Below are 17,468 nucleotides of genomic sequence, written 5' to 3' on the forward strand. Positions count from 1 at the left end.
TTCTAACAACAAATTTCTATTTTGGGTACATTAGGACCCTCATAACAACACACATGGAGTCCACACCATGAGCAACAAAGGGCAACTCTTACAAGACCCCTTCCTCAACGCCCTGCGCCGCGAGCATGTTCCCGTTTCCATCTATCTGGTTAACGGCATCAAGCTCCAGGGTCAGGTCGAGTCTTTCGACCAGTACGTCGTTCTGCTCAAGAACACCGTAACCCAGATGGTCTACAAGCACGCCATTTCCACCGTCGTGCCTGCCCGTCCGGTCAATCTTCAGCAAGAGCAGGCCGCAGAATAAGACGCTTCAACCAGCTGCCCCGTTCACCTGGGGCAGTGTTTTCTCCCGCAGGACCATTCCATGCTTGAGCGGCCCGCTTCCGGTGAGCGTGCAGTCATCGTGCAACTTGATTTCGGGCAACCGGATATTGCCGATCAGCTTGAGGAAGTTCGATTGCTGACCGAATCCGCTGGCGGCATGGTCGTTGGTGAGGTCAGCGGGCGCCGGCACAGCCCGGATCCCAAAACTTTCGCCGGCAAGGGCAAGGTCGACGAAGTCGCCGCGATGATAGCCAGCAGCGATGCCCAACTGGTGATCTTCAATCACGCGCTGTCGCCCGTTCAGCAACGGAATCTCGAACGCGATCTCAAATGCCGCGTGGTCGATCGCAACAGCCTCATTCTCGATATCTTTGCACTGCGTGCAGCCAGCGCCGAGGGCAAACTGCAGGTGGAGCTTGCCCAACTGGAACATCTATCGACACGCCTGGTCCGAGGTTGGACCCACTTGGAGCGCCAGCGGGGCGGTATCGGCATGCGCGGCCCGGGCGAAACTCAGCTCGAAACCGACAGGCGTCTGCTTGGCAACCGGGTCAAGCTGCTCAAGGAGCGTCTGCGCAGGCTTTCCCGTCAGCGCGGTGTGCAGCGCAAGGCGAGGCGTCGGGGCGATGTACTCAATGTTTCGCTGGTCGGGTACACCAATGCGGGCAAGTCTACGCTCTTCAATACACTGACACATGCCGGAGTTTATGCTGCGGATCAGTTGTTTGCCACGCTCGATACCACCTCGCGCAAATTGTGGATTGAAGGCGCCGGTAATATCGTCATTTCCGACACCGTCGGTTTTATCCGCGATCTGCCTCATTCCCTGGTCGATGCCTTCCATGCGACGCTTGAAGCGGCAGTAGATGCCGACCTGTTGCTGCATGTTGTCGACAGTGCCAGTAATGCACGCGATGAGCAGATGGCGGAAGTTGACAAGGTGCTGGAGGAAATCGATGCCCGCGATGTGCCGCAACTGCTTGTCTGGAACAAGATCGATCTGACGGAGGCTGCGCCGGGAGCCGAGCGCGATGAATATGGTAATATCGTCCGCGTTCGTATCAGTTCGCGCACCGGCGAAGGTCTTGAACTATTGCGTGAAACCCTGGCCGAATATGCCCGGGCCAAAGCCGAATCGCGCCGCAAGGCGCTAGACGAAGCTGCCCGTCTGGCACAAACCGATTTTTATAATTGAATCCCCGAGACCCATGATCCCTACCCTAGGTATTCTCATGTCGATCAACGACCCGCAGTGGGGCAATCGCGGTGGCGATGACGACAAGCCAAGCAATAACGGGCCGCGTCGCCCGAACGACGGGCCCCCTGATCTTGAAGAGCTCTGGCGCGATTTCAATCGCAAGCTGACCGGCATGATGGGCAAGAAGGGCGGCGGCGGTGGCAACAATGGCGGCGATGGTCCGCGCATGCCGCCGGTCGACTTCAATCCGAAATTTCTCAGTGGTGGCCTGGGTATTCTGGCCGGCCTGGTTGCCGTTGTCTGGCTGGCTTCAGGCTTCTATATCGTCGATGCCTCGCAGCGTGGCGTTGTCCTTCAGTTCGGCAAGCTCACCGAAACGACCGAGCCGGGCTTGCGCTGGCGCCTTCCGTATCCGATCCAGTCGCACGAACTGGTCAATCTGACCGGCGTGCGCACCGTCGAAATCGGCTATCGCGGGACCGAGCGCAACAAGGTGCTGAAGGAAGCACTGATGCTGACCGATGACGAAAACATCGTGAACATCCAGTTTGCCGTTCAATACATACTCAAGGATCCGGTCGAATATCTGTTCAACAATCGCCATCCGGATGAAGCTGTTGTCGGGGCCGCCGAAACCGCGGTGCGCGAGATCGTCGGCAAGAGCAAGATGGATTTCGTGCTCTATGAAGGTCGCGAACAGATTGCCAGCGATGCGGCACAGTTGATGCAGGCCATCATGGACCGCTATCAGGGCGGGATATTGATCTCCAAGGTGACGATGCAGAATGCACAGCCGCCGGAGCAGGTGCAGTCTGCCTTTGACGATGCCGTGAAGGCCGGTCAGGACCGCGAGCGTCAGAAGAACGAGGGTCAGGCTTACGCCAATGACGTCATTCCACGCGCCCGTGGTACGGCGGCCCGCCTGATGGAAGAGGCCGAAGGCTACAAGCAGCGTGTCATCTCTTCGGCTGAAGGGGATGCATCGCGCTTCCGCCAGGTTTACACCGAGTATGCGAAGGCGCCGGAAGTGACCCGTCAGCGCATGTATCTGGAAACCATGCAGCAGATTTACGCCAACACCACCAAGGTCATGATCGATGCCAAGGGACAGGGTAATCTGCTCTATCTGCCGCTCGACAAGCTGATGAATGCCGCAGCAGGGGCTGCCGTGGCGCCGCAGGGGCTGATTGACGGCGCAACGCAGGGAGCAGCCGCAACGCGCCAGACGGCAACGTTCGCCGGAGAGGTTCCGCCGCAATCCGAGCGTTCGCCGGCGGTCGGTGGCAAAAACTTTAATGCCAACACGAGTGCCGGTTCGCTCGGTTCGCGTGATCGGGAGGCTCGCTGATGAGTTCGCGTCTCAATGTATTGGGCGGTATTGCCGCTCTGGTTCTGGTTGTGCTGTCAATGTCCATCTTTACCGTGGATCAGCGTCAGTACGCCCTGGTTTTCCAGTTGGGTGAAGTCAAGCGTACGATCATCGAGCCTGGCTTGAATTTCAAGATACCGATGATCCAGAATGTGCGCTTTTTCGATCGCCGCATCCTGACGCTGGACAGCGCGGATCCGGAGCGTTTCATCACCTCCGAAAAAAAGAACGTTCTGGTCGATTCCTACATCAAGTGGCGCATCGTTGATCCCAACCTTTATTACATCTCGGTTGGCGGCGATGAAATGCGCGCCCGCACCCGTCTGAGCCAGACGGTAAACGCTGGCCTGCGCGAAGAATTCGGCAAGCGTCTGGTGCATGATGTCATCTCCGGCGAGCGCGACAAGATCATGGAGCAGATGCGCGAGAAGGCAGATATCGACGCCCGTCGTATCGGTGTCCAGATCGTTGACGTGCGGCTGAAGCGTGTCGAACTGCCGGACGAAGTCAGCGGTGCGGTCTACAGCCGGATGGAAGCTGAACGCAAGCGTGTGGCCAACGAACTGCGTTCCGAAGGTGCCGCCGAGGCGGAAAAGATTCGCGCCGATGCAGATCGCCAGCGTGAAGTCATCGTTGCCGAAGCTTATCGCGATGCCCAGAAAATCAAGGGTGAAGGCGATGCCAAGGCGGCTGCGACCTACGCGGAAGCATTCGGCAGAAGTCCTGAGTTCTACGCCTTCTATCGCAGCCTGGAAGCCTACCGCACGAGCTTCGCCAACAAGAGCGACGTGCTGGTGGTGGAACCGAGTTCTGATTTCTTCAAGTACATGAAGAACATCGGTCGCTGACCTGCTGCCGATGACTTCGACCCTACTGCTGGCGTTTGCGCTGATGCTGGTGCTCGAAGGCGCAATGCCGTTCATTGCGCCTGCCGCCTGGCGTGAAACCTTTCGTCGCCTGATCCAGTTGTCGGATGGTCAGATCCGTTTCATCGGACTGACCTCGATGCTGATTGGTCTCATACTGCTGATTTTCCTCTCATGAACTGGTTGCTTCCCGAATACATTGCCGATGCCCTGCCGCCCGAGGCGGCACGCATTGAAACCCTGCGGCGCACGCTGCTCGACCACTTTCGTGGTCGTGGCTTCGAATACGTCATGCCGCCGCTGCTGGAATATCTTGAATCGCTGCTGACCGGCGCCGGTCAGGATCTGAACCTGCGTACCTTCAAACTTGTTGATCAGCTGTCCGGGCGAACCATGGGCGTGCGCGCCGACATGACCCCTCAGGCGGCCCGCATCGATGCCCACCTGCTCAACCATCAGGGCGTTACCCGTCTGTGCTATTGCGGTAACGTGCTGCATACGCTGCCGGCCAATGTTTCGGCTGGTCGCGAGCAGGTTCAGGTTGGCGCGGAGCTCTATGGTTATGCCGGCGTCGAGGGGGATCTTGAAATCGTTCGCCTGATGGCGACGGCTTTCGAGCGCATCAAGCTGCCGCTGGCACGCATTGATCTTGGTCATGTCGGCATTTTTCGCGCACTCGTTGCAGCCGCTGGCCTGCCGGCAGAAGCCGAGGCTGAACTGCTTGCTCTGCTGCGCGACAAGGATGTGCCCGGTCTGGCCGAGTCGACCGTCGACTTGCCTTCGCCGTATCGCGAAGCACTGCTCTCGCTGCCGACGCTTTATGGCGGCCCGGAGGTATTGGAGAAGGCGGTAGCAGCGTTGCCTGGATTGCCGGAGGTGACTGCGGCGCTGGAGCAGCTGCGCCATCTGATTTCATCTGCACCGGAACTGCCGTTTTCGATTGACCTGGCGGATTTGCGCGGTTACCACTATCACAATGGCATCGTTTTTGCCGCCTATTGTCCCGGTTACCCGGCGGCAATCGCGCTGGGCGGGCGCTACGATGGTGCCGGCAAGGCTTTCGGTCGGGCGCGACCGGCGACGGGGTTTTCGATGGATCTGCGCGAAGTTGCGCAACTTGCCCCGGCAACCAGGCTGCTGTCTGGAATACTTGCTCCCTATGCTGGTACCGACAAGGAACTGGCAGCGCATATCGCCGCCTTGCGCGAGCGGGGCGAAGTCGTTGTCGAGCTGCTGCCGGGTGAGACGGCCTGCGAAGGGCCGTTCTGCGATCGCAAGCTGGTGCAGGTCGGCGGACACTGGATTATTGAAGCAATACAAGAGGATTAAGAAATGGCCAAGAATGTCATCGTCGTGGGGACCCAGTGGGGCGACGAAGGGAAAGGGAAGATTGTCGACTGGCTGACCGATCATGCGCAGGGTGTCGTCCGCTTTCAGGGCGGTCACAATGCCGGGCATACGCTGGTCGTCGGCGAGCAGGTGTACAAGCTCAACCTGGTGCCGTCCGGTATCGTTCGTGCCGGCGTTGATTGCTACATTGGCAACGGTGTCGTGCTGGACATCCATCACCTGATTTCCGAAATCGCCGAACTCGAGAAGGGCGGCATTGATGTCCGCTCGCGTCTGAAGATCAGCCCGGGATGCCCGTTGATCCTGCCGTACCATTCGGCCATCGACCAGGCGCGCGAAGCCGCGAAGGCCGGTGACAAGAAGATCGGCACGACCGGCAAGGGTATCGGGCCGACCTACGAGGACAAGGTTTCCCGCCGCGGCCTGCGCGTCTACGATCTGTTCCATCCGGAACGTTTCGCCGAAAAGCTCAAGGAAGTGCTGGAGTATCACAACTTCGTGCTGACGCAATACTTCAAGGCGCCGGCAGTCGATTTCCAGACTGTGTACGACCAGGCGATGGCTGATGCCGAAGTGATCCGGCCGATGGTTGTCGATGTTTCGGCCGCACTGTACGAAGCCAACAAGGCTGGCCAGAACATGCTGTTCGAGGGCGCCCAGGGTACCCTGCTCGATATCGACCACGGTACCTACCCCTTCGTCACCTCGTCGAACTGCGTTTCCGGTCAGGCGGCTGCCGGCGCTGGTGTCGGTCCGGGCATGCTGCATTACGTGCTGGGCATTACCAAGGCCTACTGCACGCGTGTTGGCGGTGGTCCGTTCCCGAGCGAACTGGATATCGATACCGAAGGCACGCCGGGGCACCAGATGTTCAGCGTCGGCAAGGAGTTTGGCACGGTCACCGGGCGCAAGCGCCGTTGTGGCTGGTTCGATGCCGCGCTGCTGCGTCGCTCGGCGCGTATCAACGGCCTTACCGGCCTGTGCATCACCAAGCTTGATGTCCTTGATGGTCTGAAGGAAATCCTGATCTGCACCGGTTACCGACTGGATGGCAAGGTCGTCGATCTGCTGCCGGTTGGTGCTGACGATGTTGCACGCTGCGAACCGATCTACGAAACCATGCCGGGCTGGGAAGGGACGACCTTCCGCGTCAAGCGCTGGGAGGATCTGCCGGTCAATGCCCAGGCTTATCTGAATCGTCTGGAAGCGTTGTGCGAGGTGCCGATTGCCATCATCTCGACCGGCCCGGAACGCGACGAAACCATCCTTCGTCAGCATCCCTTCAAGTAAGGTCTGCTGGACGTCGTGTGTTCAACGGGCCCTCGGGGCCCGTTTTCGCTAGCGCGGTGAAACCGCTTGCCAGCCTTCAGGGCAGGCATTGGTATAGGGATAGTACTGTCCGGACGAACGGCAGTAATACCAGTTGCCGGACGGTGGCGGTGGTGCCGTGTTGTAGATTACCGCAGGCGGCGGGCTGTGGTAGATTGACGCCCCGATGGCCAGACCGCCCAGCGTGAGAACGGCCGCCGGTGCCGCCCAGTGATGCCGGTGCCGCCTTTCGATCCGCGGCGGGGCATGGTAGTGGTGGTGTTTCTGGACATGTCGCGGACGGTGATCGTCGCGCCAGTGGCGATGGTCGGGCCCGGCATTGGCATAGCCGACCAGACCAATGCTCAGTGTTGTGACGAGCAGGGCATTGGTGATGTTTTTCATGATGAACCTCGCAGGTGTGTTGTTGCGAGTTCAGGATAGCCAGTTGCCGGAAGCACTGCTGCAAGCAAGTGTTAGCAATTGTTAAGACCGGGGAGGTTATTGCTGTGAGACAATCTGGCCTATTGACGTACGGCGCCGCAAATGAAAAAAGGCCTTGCCAAAGCAAGACCTTTATCAAAATCGCTGGTGCCCAGGAAGGGACTCGAACCCCCACGCCTTGCAGCGCTAGTACCTGAAACTAGTGCGTCTACCAATTCCGCCACCTGGGCACAGGTGCGAAGAGCCGCCATTATAGAGAAAGAAGAACTGATGTCAAGAAAAAAGTTGTCGAAGATCCGTCGTGCTGATCCGTTTTTTGAGCGCGAGACCAAGCGCTACGAGTTTCCCCTGCCTTCCCGCGAGTATGTTTCGCAGATTCTGACTGACGAAGGGCGGCCGCTGACCTTTGCCAACCTGGTCGAGTTGCTGGATATTGCCGATAGCGAGCGTGAAATGTTCCAGCGCCGGTTGGGAGCGATGGAGCGTGAAGGCCAGTTGCTGCGCAATCGCAAGGGTGACTACATTCTGCCTGAGCGCGCTAGTCTGACGCCGGGCCGCATCCAGGGGCATCAGGACGGCTATGGTTTCCTGGTCCCGGATGACGGCAGTGCCGACATCTTTCTCGATCAACGCCAGATGGGCAAGGTCCTGCATGGTGACCGGGCGCTGGTCCGGCTTATCGGCCTTGACCGCAAAGGGCGGCCGGAGGGCAGCATCGTCGAGGTGATCGAGCGGGTGAATACCCGGCTGGTCGGTCGGGTATTCGTCGAGCACGGGGTGGTCATTGTCGCCCCGGAAAACAAGCGGATTTCGCAGGACATCTTGGTGCCGCCGGAAAAGAAGGGCAAGCTGAAGGCTGAGTCCGGACAGGTGGTGATGGTCGAGATCATCGAGCAGCCGAGCAAGTTCTCGCAGCCGATCGGCCGCATCATCGAGGTGCTGGGCAACTACGCCGATCCGGGCATGGAGATCGAGATTGCGCTGCGCAAGCACGACTTGCCTTTCGAATTCTCGAAGGCGGCACTCGATGAAAACAAGGCGATGCCGGACAAGGTGCGCAAACTTGACCACAAGGGGCGTGAGGACCTGCGCGAATTGCCGCTGGTCACGATCGACGGCGAGACGGCGCGCGATTTCGACGACGCGGTGTTCTGCGAAAAGCAGGGGCGTGGCTGGCGACTGGTGGTGGCGATTGCCGATGTTTCGCACTACGTGAAGCCAGGCATGGCGCTCGACAAGGAAGCGCTGGAGCGCGGCAACTCGGTGTATTTTCCGCGCCGGGTCATCCCGATGCTGCCGGAAAAGCTGTCCAACGGCATCTGTTCGCTGAATCCCGATGTCGAACGCCTGGCGATGGTTTGCGACATGTCGATCAGCGCCGCCGGCAAGATCGGCAAATATCGCTTCTATCCGGCGGTTTTCCGCTCGCATGCACGACTGACCTACAACAAGGTCTGGTCGTGGCTGTCCGGTGAAAAAGTGCCGGAAACCGACGTTGACCGCAATGTTCTGCCGCATGTACAGAATCTCTACAAGTTGTACGCTGCCCTGCACAAGGCGCGCGGTCAGCGCGGTGCGATCGATTTCGAGACCACCGAAACGCAGATGCTGTTCAACGAACAGGGCAAGATCGAGAACATCGTGCCGGTGGTGCGTAACGATGCGCACCGGATCATCGAGGAATGCATGCTGGCAGCCAACGTCTGCGCATCCGATTTCCTCGCCGAGCACAAGCAGACCTGCCTGTATCGCATCCACGCGGCACCGTCGGAAGAGAAACTGAGGAACCTGCGTGCCTTCCTCGGTGAGTTCGGCATGGCGCTCGGTGGCGGCGAGGATCCGCGGGCCAAGGACTACGCCATCCTGCTCGAGAAGATCAAGCCGCGGCCGGATTTCCAGCTGCTGCAGACCGTCATGTTGCGCTCGCTGCGCCAGGCCATGTATAGCCCGGACAATGTTGGTCACTTCGGGCTGGCCTACGAGCATTACACACACTTCACCTCGCCGATCCGGCGTTATCCCGATTTGCTGGTGCATCGTGCGATCAAGGCTGTGCTGGCCGGCGAGAAGTACGTGCCGACGCGGGAGTGGGACGATATCGGCCTGCAGTGTTCGGCAACCGAGCGGCGTGCCGACGAGGCGACCCGCGATGTCGAGAACTGGCTGAAGACCTTCTTCATGAAGGAGCGCATCGGCGAAGTTTTCGACGGCACCATTTCCGCTGTGACCGCCTTCGGTATTTTCGTCGCGCTGGACCAGGTTTATGTCGAGGGACTGGTGCACGTTTCCGAGCTTGGCCAGGACTATTTCCAGTTCGACAACATCAAGCATCAGATGCTGGGCGAACGGACCGGCGAGCGTTTCCGTCTCGGCGACCGGGTCCGCGTCAAGCTGGTCCGGGCTGATCTGGAGTCGAACAAGATCGACTTCGTCTTGGTGCGCGAGGATGTTGCTGTGCCAAAACGGGGGGGCGGCGGCAAGTCAGCGGCCAAGCCGGCAAGTCGCACGGCGGAGAGGAAAAAGCCCGCAGCGAAGCGTCGACCGTAGGAGGCAGCTGTTGCAGTGGCGCAAAAATCCCGTCCGGTACTCGGCTTTACGGTATGTGAAGTGAGTTTGCTTATGACTAAAGCGATAGAATGAACGTTTGAGTGATGTGGCAAGAGGGCGGGATGAAGCACGAAGGGCACGGCCCGGTGGTGACCGAGTCAGCAGGCGCAGGGGAAGTCGGGAGCTATCGGGCAACGCTGGCTGATCTGCCGCCAGCGCTGGATACCGGAAATGCGCTAATCGATGACGAACATCGGCTGTTGCTCTCGGTGATGCGCAACGTGCGCAGCATTTGCCTGGACCCGGCACGGTTTTCTGATTGCCTTACCTGCCCGACAACGCGCCAGGCGGTTTGCGAGCGTGACCTTGTCGGCATGCTGGGTGATTTGTTTTCCTTCATCCTTGATCATTTCTCCACCGAGGAGCGCATCATGCGCGACTCGATGATGCTGCTGACCGACCATGACCTGTGCGAAGCCCATGTCGAAGACCATGCCGCCATTGCCCAGAAGGTCCAGGAAATCGTTTCCCGTCTCGATACCGAGCACACGGTCGAGCGCATTCGCGAGCTCGACGATCTGCTGGCGCGCTGGATCGAAAATCACATCGGTCTGCATGACCTGATGCTGGTGCGCTGGTTGAACAGCGAAGACGGAGCCCGGCTCGAATCCAGGCTTGCCTGAGGTTTTGCTGCGCGCCGTCGGGGCGCGGCGCGGTAGAATTCGCCTCCTTACATCCGGGGTTTTCCTATGTCATCGCGTCTGATCTATGGTTTTCATGCCATCACCGCCAAGCTTCGCCAGGATCCGGAATCGCTCAAGGAGATCCTGGTCGATGCCGATCGCCAGGATGCCCGTGCCCGCGAATTGCTGAAGCACGCCGAACTGCAGGGGGTGAAGCTGATTTTCGCCGACAGCAAGCGCCTCGACGATCTGGCCGGCGGCGGACGTCACCAGGGCGTGGTCGCGCGCATCGAAGGCGCGCGCAAGCTGGCGCATCTCGATGACGTGCTGGATACGCTGGAAGAACCGGCTTTCCTGCTTGTCCTCGACGGCGTCACCGATCCGCGCAATCTGGGCGCCTGCCTGCGTGTGGCCGACGCGGCCGGCGTCCATGCGGTGATCGCGCCCAAGGACAAGGCCGCCGGACTCAACGATGTCGCCGTCAAGACGGCCTGTGGCGCGGCCGAAACGGTGCCTTACGTGATGGTCACCAACCTGGCGCGGACGCTGCGTGAGTTGAAGGAGCGCGAAATCTGGGTGGTCGGCACCGCCGGCGAGGCCGACAAGGATCTCTACGCCGCCGAATGGCCGCAAGCCACTGCCTGGGTCATGGGCGCCGAGGGCGAAGGCATGCGCCGGCTGACCCGTGAGACTTGCGACCAGTTGGTCAGCATTCCCATGCACGGCAGCGTCGAAAGCCTGAATGTCTCGGTGGCAGCAGGCGTTTGCCTGTTCGAGGCACGTCGCCGGCGGAGCTGAGCTTGACGCATCGCCGTGCCGTCGCGCTGATGGTACTGGTAACGCTTCTGTGGAGCATTGCCGGCGTGGTCGCGCGTCACCTCGAAGCCGCAGCCGGTTTCGAAGTCAATTTCTGGCGCAGTGCCTTCAACGCGCTGGCGCTCGGTATTGGTCTGACCGTGCTGCGCGGCCCCGGCCTGTGGTCCGGTTTGCTGCGGGCTCCGCGCATCGTCTGGATTTCAGGTCTGTGCTGGGCGGTGATGTTCACCGCCTTCATGCTGGCGATCACGATGACCAGCGTCGCCATGGTGCTGGTGACGATGGCGCTCGGGCCGATGGTTACCGCGTTGTTTTCCCGTTTTTTCCTCGGTCAGCGATTGCCGTTGCGGACCTGGGTGGCGATTTTCGTCGCTGGTCTGGGGATCGCCTGGATGTTCGGCAGCGACATGCCGGCAGGCGGACAACTGCTCGGTTCCCTGGTCGCTTGCGCCGTACCGCTGGCTGCTGCGGTCAACTGGACTTTATTGCAGAAAACCGGGCAGGCACTTGAAGCCGGGCCGGACATGCTGCCGGCGGTGCTGATCGGGGCCTTGCTGTCGGCGCTCTGTACCTTGCCGCTGGCCTGGCCGTTGCAGGCGACGGGTCACGATCTCGGCTTGCTGGCGCTGCTTGGCGTCGTGCAACTGGCCATTCCCTGTCTTCTGGTCGTGACGCTGACGCGGGTTCTGCCGGCGCCAGAGATCGCGCTGCTGGCGCTGCTGGAGGTTATTTTCGGCGTCGCCTGGGCGTGGCTGTGGGCGAACGAGCAGCCGTCCGCCAGTGTCTTGCTCGGTGGTTCGCTGGTGCTGCTGGCGCTGGTGTTCAACGAGGGGCTGGCACTGCGCCGGCGCCCGGCAAGCGGCGTTGCCGCTGCCGGGTCCGTCTGAGTCTCAGGATTCCGCAGCCTGCCAGCCGCCGCCCAGCGCCTTGAACAGTTCGACGGAGGCCGCCAGACGGGCCTGCCGGGTGCTGATCATGGCCAGCAGGGCCTCGTTGGCACTGCGCTGGGCGTCGAGTACTTCGAGGAAACCGGAGTAACCGGCGTCGTAACGCAGTTTGGCCAGGTCGAGCGCCTTCTGCGCGTTATCCACCCGCTGGTTCTGTGCCGTTTCGGCCTCGCCGTTCTCGCGCAGGTTGACCAGCGCATCGCGCACTTCCTTGTAGGCGGTTTCCAGCGATTTCTGCCAGGCGATCAGCGATTGCTCGTTGAGTGCCTTGGCCTGGTCGACGCGCGCCGTAGTGCGGCCGAAATCGAGAATGGGCATGAGCAGCCCGAGACCCATCGACCAGGTACCGGCGCCGCCGCTGAACAGATCGGAAAGTGCCTTGCTTTCGCTGCCGACGCTGCCGGTCAGCGAGAATTGCGGGTAGTAGGCGGCCTTGGCGACACCGATGTTGGCGTTGGCGGCAACCAGTCGCTGCTCGGCTTCGCGCACGTCGGGCCGGGCTTCGATCAGGTTGGCCGGCAGGCCGGCCGGTGGCAGCGGCGGCAGCGGCAGCTGGCGCAGGTCGCCAGCGGCGATCTGCAGGTCCGGCTTGCCGGTGAGCAGCGCAATCTGGTGTTCGGCCAGCGCCCGGGCGCGGCGCAGGTCGGCCTGCTGGGCTTTCAGCGCGGCCAGTGCGCCATCGGCCTGGTACTGGTCGAGCGGCGAGACGAGGCCGGCGTCGACACGGGTCTTCACCAGTCGGGCACTTTCCTCGCGGCTCTTCAGCGATTCGGCGGTGACCGCCAGTTGGGCGTCGAGCGCACGCAGGCTCAGGTAATTGCTGGCGACCAGACCGGATACCGACAGCCGGATGGCGTCGCGCGAGTAGCGGCTGGCGAGCAGGCTGGCGCGGGCGGCTTCGTTGCTGCGGCGGACGCGGCCCCAGACATCAAGCTCGTACGACAGGCTGAAGGCGGCGCTGCGGGCGCGCAGGATTTCCGGTGAGCTGGGCGACCAGGTGGCGGTTTTCTCGCTGAGATGCGTATTGCTGCCATTGGCCTGGCCGTTGATGTTCGGGAACAACGATGCGCCGGCTTCGCGGGCGGCGGCATCGGCCTGTTCGACGCGGGCGATGGCGGTACGCAGGTCGGCGTTGCCGAGCAGTGCCTGATCGATCAGTGCGTTCAGCGTGCTGTCGTTGAAAAGAGCCCACCAGCGGTTGTCTACCGCAGGATTCTCGGCCCGAGCTTCGGCCGTTGGCGCTTCGCGGAAAGCCGATGGTAGCCAGTTGGCCGGGCGCAGGTAGTCAGGGCCGACGGCGCAGCCGGACAGCAGGATGGCGAATGCCAGCGGGCTCAGCCGGAAAAGCCGGTGCGATGAATGGGCGAAACTCATGCCTTGTCCTCCTCGACGTCAAGTTGCGTCGGATCGATTTGTTTGCCGCGCTCCAGCCATTTGAAGAAGAGCGGGACGAAAATGGTGGCGATGAAGGTGGCCGCGATCATCCCGCCGAACACGCCGGTACCCATCGACTGCCGGGCGGCGGCGCCGGCACCGGTGGCCTTGACCAGCGGGAAGACGCCGAGCACGAAGGCCAGCGAGGTCATGATGATCGGGCGCAGACGCAGGCGGGCGGCGGCCAGCGCCGCTTCCGTGACGCTCATGCCTTCGGCGTATTTCTGGGCGGCAAACTCGACGATCAGGATGGCGTTCTTCGACGCCAGACCGATCAGAACCACCAGACCGATCTGGAAGTAGATGTCGTTGGGCATGCCGCGCAGCCAGATGGCCGTCAGCGCACCCATCAGCGCGAAGGGAACGGCCATCACCACGGCGACCGGCAGCGACCACTTCTCGTACTGGGCGGCGAGGATCAGGAAGACCATGACGATGGCGAAGGCGAAGGCCTGCAGCGACGAGCCGGAGGTCTGCTTTTCCTGGTAGGCCTGGCCGGTCCAGGCGATGCCGTAGCCATCGGGGAGCGTCGCCGCAGCGACTTCCTCGACGATGCGGATGGCGTCGCCGGAACTGATGCCGGGTTTCGAATCGCCCATCACCTTGGCGGCGACGAAGCCATTGAAGCGCTCGACCTGTTCCGGGCCGACCACGTTCTTCACGGTACTGATTGCCGACAGCGGGATCATCGAGCCGCTGGTCGTGCTTTTCACGTAGACCTTGCCGATGTCGTCCGGCTTCATCCGGTAGTTGGCTTCGGCCTGCAACTGGACGCGGTAGACCCGGCCGGACTTGTTGAAGTCATTGACGTAGAGCGCGCCCATCGTGCTCTGCAGCGTCGAATAGACGTCGGCAAGCGGGATGCCCAGCGCCAGCGCCTTCGGTTCGTCGACCTCGACGAACAGTTGCGGCACGGTCGGGCGGAAGAAGGTCGAGATGCGGGTGAATTCCGGGTGTTTCTGCAGTTCGCCCATGAAGCTCTGGACGACCTCGTGCAGTTTCTTGGCGTCGCCGTCCACGCGATTCTGGACATAGACTTCGAAGCCGCCGGCACTACCCAGGCCCATGATCGGGGGCGGGTTGAACACCAGGCCCATGCCGTCCGCCTGCATCATGCCGATACCCATGAACTTGCCGGCCAGGTCCTGTGCCTTGGCATCGCGCTCGGACCAGTCCTTCAGCGGAATGAACATGGTGCCGGCGTTCGGCTTGTTGCCGCCGCCGATCAGGTCGAAGCCGGAGACGACAAAGGTATGTCGCACGGCCGGATCCTGGCTGATCATCGAGCGCATGTTTTCGCCGGTCGCCTGGGTGCGCTTCAAGGTTGCGCCATCCGGCAGCATCAGCGCCGAAATCAGGTAACCCTGGTCTTCCGACGGGACGAAGCTGCCGGGAATGATGCGGAAGAATAGTGCGGTCAACCCGATCACCAGGACAAAAATCAAGGTGCCGACGATGCCGTGTTTTAGCGTGAAGCCAACGGTGCGGACGTAGCTGTTGGTCAGGCGGTCGAACATCCGGTTGAACGGTGCGAACAGCTTGTTTTCCGTGTGCTGGGCTTTGAGCAGCAGGGCGCACAGCGCCGGTGTCAGCGTCAGCGCGACAATGCCGGAAATGACGACGGCCACGGCCACGGTAACGGCGAATTGCTTGTACAGCTGGCCGGCGATGCCGCCAAGGAAGGCGACCGGGATGAACACCGCACACAGCACCAGCACGATCGCGATCAGCGCCCCGGAGACCTGGTGCATGGCCTTGATCGCCGCCTGTTTCGGCGACAGTTTTTCTTCCGCCATCAGCCGTTCGACGTTCTCCAGCACGACGATCGCATCATCGACGACGATACCGATCGCCAGCACCATCGCGAACAGCGTCAGCGTGTTGATCGAGAAGCCGAACAGCCACAGGCCAGCGAAGGTGCCGATCAGCGAGATCGGCACGGCCACCATCGGGATCAGCGTTGCCCGCCAGCTCTGCAGGAACAGATAGACGACGGCGATGACCAGCAATGCTGCTTCGATCAGCGTCTTGACCACTTCGTTGATCGAGGCGGAGACGAAACGGGTAGTGTCGAAGGGAATGACATAGCCCATGCCTTCCGGGAACTTCTGCTTCAGATCCTCCATGCGGGCAGTGACTCTTTTCGCCACATCCAGTGCATTGGCCCCGGTCTGCAGGAAAACGCCCATGGCAATGGTCGGCTGGCCATCCAGCGTGACCTGCTGGTCATAGCTGTAGGCGCCGAGTTCGATGCGGGCGATATCCTTCAACTGCAGCACGCCACCCGGGCCGCTAGCACGAATGACGATGTTGCCGAACTCCTCCGGCGTCAGCAGGCGTCCCTTGGCGGTTACCGTATAGACCAGTTGCTGTTCGGACGGTGCGGGTTCCTGGCCGATCTTGCCGGCGGCATTCTGCGCGTTCTGCGCCTTGATGGCATTCGATACGTCGGCCGTGGTCAGCCCGAGTTGAGCCATGCGATCAGGCTTCAGCCAGACGCGCATGGAGTAGTCCTGAGCGCCGAAAATGGTCACGTCGCCAACACCAGGCACCCGTTTCAACTCGTCCACGATGTTCAGGCTGGCGTAGTTGGACAGGAACAGGGTGTTGTACTTTCCCGCCTCCGAATCGAGGGCGATGACCTGCAGGATGTCGTTCGAGCGCTTCTGCACGGTCACGCCATTGCGTCGGACTTCTTCCGGCAGACGCGCTTCGGCGGCCTTGATGCGGTTGTTTACGTTGACCGCGGCGGTGTCGACATCAGTGCCGACGTTGAAGGTTGCGGTGATGCTGACACTGCCGTTGGCCGAGGCGGACGAGGTGAAGTAGGCGAGGTTCTCGACCCCGTTCAGCTGTTCCTCGATCGGCGCGGCAACGGTTTTGGCCAGTGTTTCGGCCGAAGCGCCCGGATAGGTTGCGCTGATCATCACCGTGGGCGGGGCGATCTGCGGATACTGCGCGATGGGCAGTACCTGCGCGGCGACCAGACCGGCGATGACGATGACGATGGAGAGTACCGACGCGAAAATCGGTCGGTTGATGAAAAATCTGGACATGTTTGCCCCTTACTTTTGCGCGGCGTCGGCCGGCTTGCCGGACGGCTGACCTGCAGCCGGCGGCGGATTCGGTGCGACCGGAGCACCCGGACGCAGCTTCATCAGGTTGTCGATGATGACCTTGTCGCCTGCCTGCAGGCCACTGAGGATGACCCAGTCCTTGCCACGCCATTCGCCGGCCTTGACCGGTCGCGGTGCAACCTTGTTTTCGCCGTCGGCGGTCATCACGATGGTGCCCTGTTCCGTCTGGATGACGGCGGATTGCGGTACCAGGAAGATGCCGTCGCGTTCGCCGGTGAGCAGGCGGACACGGACGAACTGGCCAGGCAGCAACTGCTGTTCGGGATTGGCGAATTCAGCACGCAATGCCTGGGTCCCGAGCGTGGTGTCGATGTTGGATGCGACGAAATTCAGCTTGCCCGACTGACCATAGATCTGGCCGTTGGCCATTTCCAGTTCGACACCGCTGATCTGCTGTTCGTTGAGGCGACCGCCCGGAAGCTTGGCCAGGTCGCTTTCGCCCAGCGAGAAGCGAACCCACATCGGATTGGTCTGGTAGATCGAGGTCAGCAGGCTGTCGCTGCCGGCGGAGACGAGGTTGCCTTCCGAGCGTACGGCGCGTCCGCTGGTGCCGGAAACCGGCGCGGTAACCGTCGTCCAGGACAGGTTCAGTTCGGCCTGGCGCAGTGCGGCCTGGGCCATGGCGTTGGCCGACACGGCGTCGTCGTAGTCTTTCTGGCTGATCGCCTTGGCCTCGGCGAGACCCTTCAGGCGGTTCATTTCGCGGGCAGTCTGATCGGCGCGGGCACGGGTTTCGGCTAGTGCGATTTCGTACGGGGCACGGTCGATCTGGAACAGCGGCTGGCCTGCCTTCACGACATCGCCTTCCTGATACAGGCGCTTGAGCAGGATGCCGCCGACCCGGGCTCGGACTTCGGTTTCACGTGCACCCTCGGTCTGGGCCATGACTTCAATCGAGGTCGGTACTTTTTGCGGCTGCATTTCGAGCACGGTAACCGGCATCGGTCCCATGGTGGGGGCTGCGGGCGCGCCACCGTCAGAGCAGGCAGCAAGAGTCAGGCTGCCGATCATGAGGGCGATAAGGGACAGTTTTCCGGAATTCATG

The 17,468-nt window shown here is 61.4% G+C and carries 15 protein-coding genes and 1 tRNA gene; 11 read left to right on the forward strand and 5 right to left on the reverse strand.

All coding sequences use genetic code 11. The features are described from left to right. Positions 1-67: 67 nt before the first annotated feature. The 7 genes from hfq to BJN45_RS13885 are packed head-to-tail and all read left to right on the forward strand — an operon-like array spanning position 68 to position 6,397. Complete coding sequence (gene hfq / locus BJN45_RS13855; RefSeq protein WP_011288708.1) at positions 68-304, forward strand: RNA chaperone Hfq; 237 nt, start codon at positions 68-70, stop codon at positions 302-304. Between the two features lie 60 nt (positions 305-364). Continuing rightward, on the forward strand, positions 365-1,519 hold the full coding sequence (gene hflX / locus BJN45_RS13860; protein WP_076096250.1) for a GTPase HflX: 1,155 nt from the start codon (positions 365-367) through the stop codon (positions 1,517-1,519). Between the two features lie 37 nt (positions 1,520-1,556). Beyond that, the gene (hflK, locus tag BJN45_RS13865) at positions 1,557-2,870 is read left to right on the forward strand and encodes an FtsH protease activity modulator HflK (protein ID WP_076096251.1); all 1,314 of its coding nucleotides are present in this window, start codon (positions 1,557-1,559) and stop codon (positions 2,868-2,870) included. Further along, positions 2,870-3,739 carry a protease modulator HflC gene (gene hflC, locus BJN45_RS13870; protein ID WP_076096253.1) on the forward strand — a complete coding sequence of 290 codons (870 nt, stop codon included), beginning with the start codon at positions 2,870-2,872 and terminating at the stop codon, positions 3,737-3,739. Before hflK ends, hflC begins: the two co-directional genes overlap by 1 nt. Before the next feature lie 10 nt (positions 3,740-3,749). Next, positions 3,750-3,935 carry a DUF2065 domain-containing protein gene (locus BJN45_RS13875; protein WP_076096255.1) on the forward strand — a complete coding sequence of 62 codons (186 nt, stop codon included), beginning with the start codon at positions 3,750-3,752 and terminating at the stop codon, positions 3,933-3,935. After that, positions 3,932-5,086, forward strand: a complete 1,155-nt coding sequence (locus BJN45_RS13880; RefSeq protein WP_076096257.1) for an ATP phosphoribosyltransferase regulatory subunit — start codon at positions 3,932-3,934, stop codon at positions 5,084-5,086. The genes BJN45_RS13875 and BJN45_RS13880 overlap by 4 nt, the downstream gene beginning before the upstream one ends. A gap of 3 nt (positions 5,087-5,089) precedes the next feature. Further along, positions 5,090-6,397, forward strand: a complete 1,308-nt coding sequence (locus BJN45_RS13885) for an adenylosuccinate synthase (protein WP_076096259.1) — start codon at positions 5,090-5,092, stop codon at positions 6,395-6,397. A 48-nt stretch (positions 6,398-6,445) separates the two neighbouring features. Here BJN45_RS13885 and BJN45_RS13890 read toward each other — a convergent pair whose 3' ends face one another. Beyond that, positions 6,446-6,820 carry a hypothetical protein gene (locus BJN45_RS13890; protein ID WP_076096262.1) on the reverse strand — a complete coding sequence of 125 codons (375 nt, stop codon included), beginning with the start codon at positions 6,818-6,820 and terminating at the stop codon, positions 6,446-6,448. Between the two features lie 184 nt (positions 6,821-7,004). Beyond that, a tRNA-Leu gene (locus tag BJN45_RS13895) sits at positions 7,005-7,089 on the reverse strand. 40 nt (positions 7,090-7,129) lie between these two features. On the opposite strand from BJN45_RS13895, the gene rnr reads away from it, so the two are divergent. The 4 genes from rnr to BJN45_RS13915 all read left to right on the forward strand — a co-directional run bounded on the left by rnr (position 7,130) and on the right by BJN45_RS13915 (position 11,792). Beyond that, positions 7,130-9,406, forward strand: a complete 2,277-nt coding sequence (gene rnr / locus BJN45_RS13900; protein ID WP_076096263.1) for a ribonuclease R — start codon at positions 7,130-7,132, stop codon at positions 9,404-9,406. A 122-nt stretch (positions 9,407-9,528) separates the two neighbouring features. Then, a complete protein-coding gene (locus BJN45_RS13905; RefSeq protein ID WP_170873099.1) occupies positions 9,529-10,089 on the forward strand; it encodes a bacteriohemerythrin in 561 nt (186 codons plus the stop codon). A 66-nt stretch (positions 10,090-10,155) separates the two neighbouring features. Further along, the gene (gene rlmB, locus BJN45_RS13910) at positions 10,156-10,887 is read left to right on the forward strand and encodes a 23S rRNA (guanosine(2251)-2'-O)-methyltransferase RlmB (protein WP_076096268.1); all 732 of its coding nucleotides are present in this window, start codon (positions 10,156-10,158) and stop codon (positions 10,885-10,887) included. A 2-nt stretch (positions 10,888-10,889) separates the two neighbouring features. After that, positions 10,890-11,792: a DMT family transporter gene (locus tag BJN45_RS13915; protein WP_240494581.1), complete on the forward strand. Its 903-nt coding sequence runs from the start codon at positions 10,890-10,892 to the stop codon at positions 11,790-11,792. Between the two features lie 3 nt (positions 11,793-11,795). Here BJN45_RS13915 and BJN45_RS13920 read toward each other — a convergent pair whose 3' ends face one another. From BJN45_RS13920 to BJN45_RS13930, 3 genes are read right to left on the reverse strand one after another with little or no spacing between them, the layout of a single operon-like run. Next, positions 11,796-13,226, reverse strand: a complete 1,431-nt coding sequence (locus BJN45_RS13920) for an efflux transporter outer membrane subunit (protein ID WP_076096269.1) — start codon at positions 13,224-13,226, stop codon at positions 11,796-11,798. Beyond that, positions 13,223-16,342, reverse strand: a complete 3,120-nt coding sequence (locus tag BJN45_RS13925; RefSeq protein WP_076096271.1) for an efflux RND transporter permease subunit — start codon at positions 16,340-16,342, stop codon at positions 13,223-13,225. Before BJN45_RS13925 ends, BJN45_RS13920 begins: the two co-directional genes overlap by 4 nt. A 9-nt stretch (positions 16,343-16,351) precedes the next feature. After that, positions 16,352-17,467 carry an efflux RND transporter periplasmic adaptor subunit gene (locus BJN45_RS13930; protein WP_076096273.1) on the reverse strand — a complete coding sequence of 372 codons (1,116 nt, stop codon included), beginning with the start codon at positions 17,465-17,467 and terminating at the stop codon, positions 16,352-16,354. Position 17,468: the final 1 nt, after the last annotated feature.

The organism is Azonexus hydrophilus (genome assembly GCF_001956855.1).
In the GTDB taxonomy this organism is placed as follows: domain Bacteria; phylum Pseudomonadota; class Gammaproteobacteria; order Burkholderiales; family Rhodocyclaceae; genus Azonexus; species Azonexus hydrophilus_A.

Bases quoted from the DNA above. Each gene is read 5' to 3' on its own strand.
- hfq (WP_011288708.1), top strand. From the start codon at position 68: ATGAGCAACAAAGGGCAACTCTTACAAGACCCCTTCCTCAACGCCCTG.
- hflX (WP_076096250.1), top strand. From the start codon at position 365: ATGCTTGAGCGGCCCGCTTCCGGTGAGCGTGCAGTCATCGTGCAACTT.
- hflK (WP_076096251.1), top strand. From the start codon at position 1,557: ATGTCGATCAACGACCCGCAGTGGGGCAATCGCGGTGGCGATGACGAC.
- hflC (WP_076096253.1), top strand. From the start codon at position 2,870: ATGAGTTCGCGTCTCAATGTATTGGGCGGTATTGCCGCTCTGGTTCTG.
- BJN45_RS13875 (WP_076096255.1), top strand. From the start codon at position 3,750: ATGACTTCGACCCTACTGCTGGCGTTTGCGCTGATGCTGGTGCTCGAA.
- BJN45_RS13880 (WP_076096257.1), top strand. From the start codon at position 3,932: ATGAACTGGTTGCTTCCCGAATACATTGCCGATGCCCTGCCGCCCGAG.
- BJN45_RS13885 (WP_076096259.1), top strand. From the start codon at position 5,090: ATGGCCAAGAATGTCATCGTCGTGGGGACCCAGTGGGGCGACGAAGGG.
- BJN45_RS13890 (WP_076096262.1), bottom strand. From the start codon at position 6,820: ATGAAAAACATCACCAATGCCCTGCTCGTCACAACACTGAGCATTGGT.
- rnr (WP_076096263.1), top strand. From the start codon at position 7,130: ATGTCAAGAAAAAAGTTGTCGAAGATCCGTCGTGCTGATCCGTTTTTT.
- BJN45_RS13905 (WP_170873099.1), top strand. From the start codon at position 9,529: ATGAAGCACGAAGGGCACGGCCCGGTGGTGACCGAGTCAGCAGGCGCA.
- rlmB (WP_076096268.1), top strand. From the start codon at position 10,156: ATGTCATCGCGTCTGATCTATGGTTTTCATGCCATCACCGCCAAGCTT.
- BJN45_RS13920 (WP_076096269.1), bottom strand. From the start codon at position 13,226: ATGAGTTTCGCCCATTCATCGCACCGGCTTTTCCGGCTGAGCCCGCTG.
- BJN45_RS13925 (WP_076096271.1), bottom strand. From the start codon at position 16,342: ATGTCCAGATTTTTCATCAACCGACCGATTTTCGCGTCGGTACTCTCC.
- BJN45_RS13930 (WP_076096273.1), bottom strand. From the start codon at position 17,467: ATGAATTCCGGAAAACTGTCCCTTATCGCCCTCATGATCGGCAGCCTG.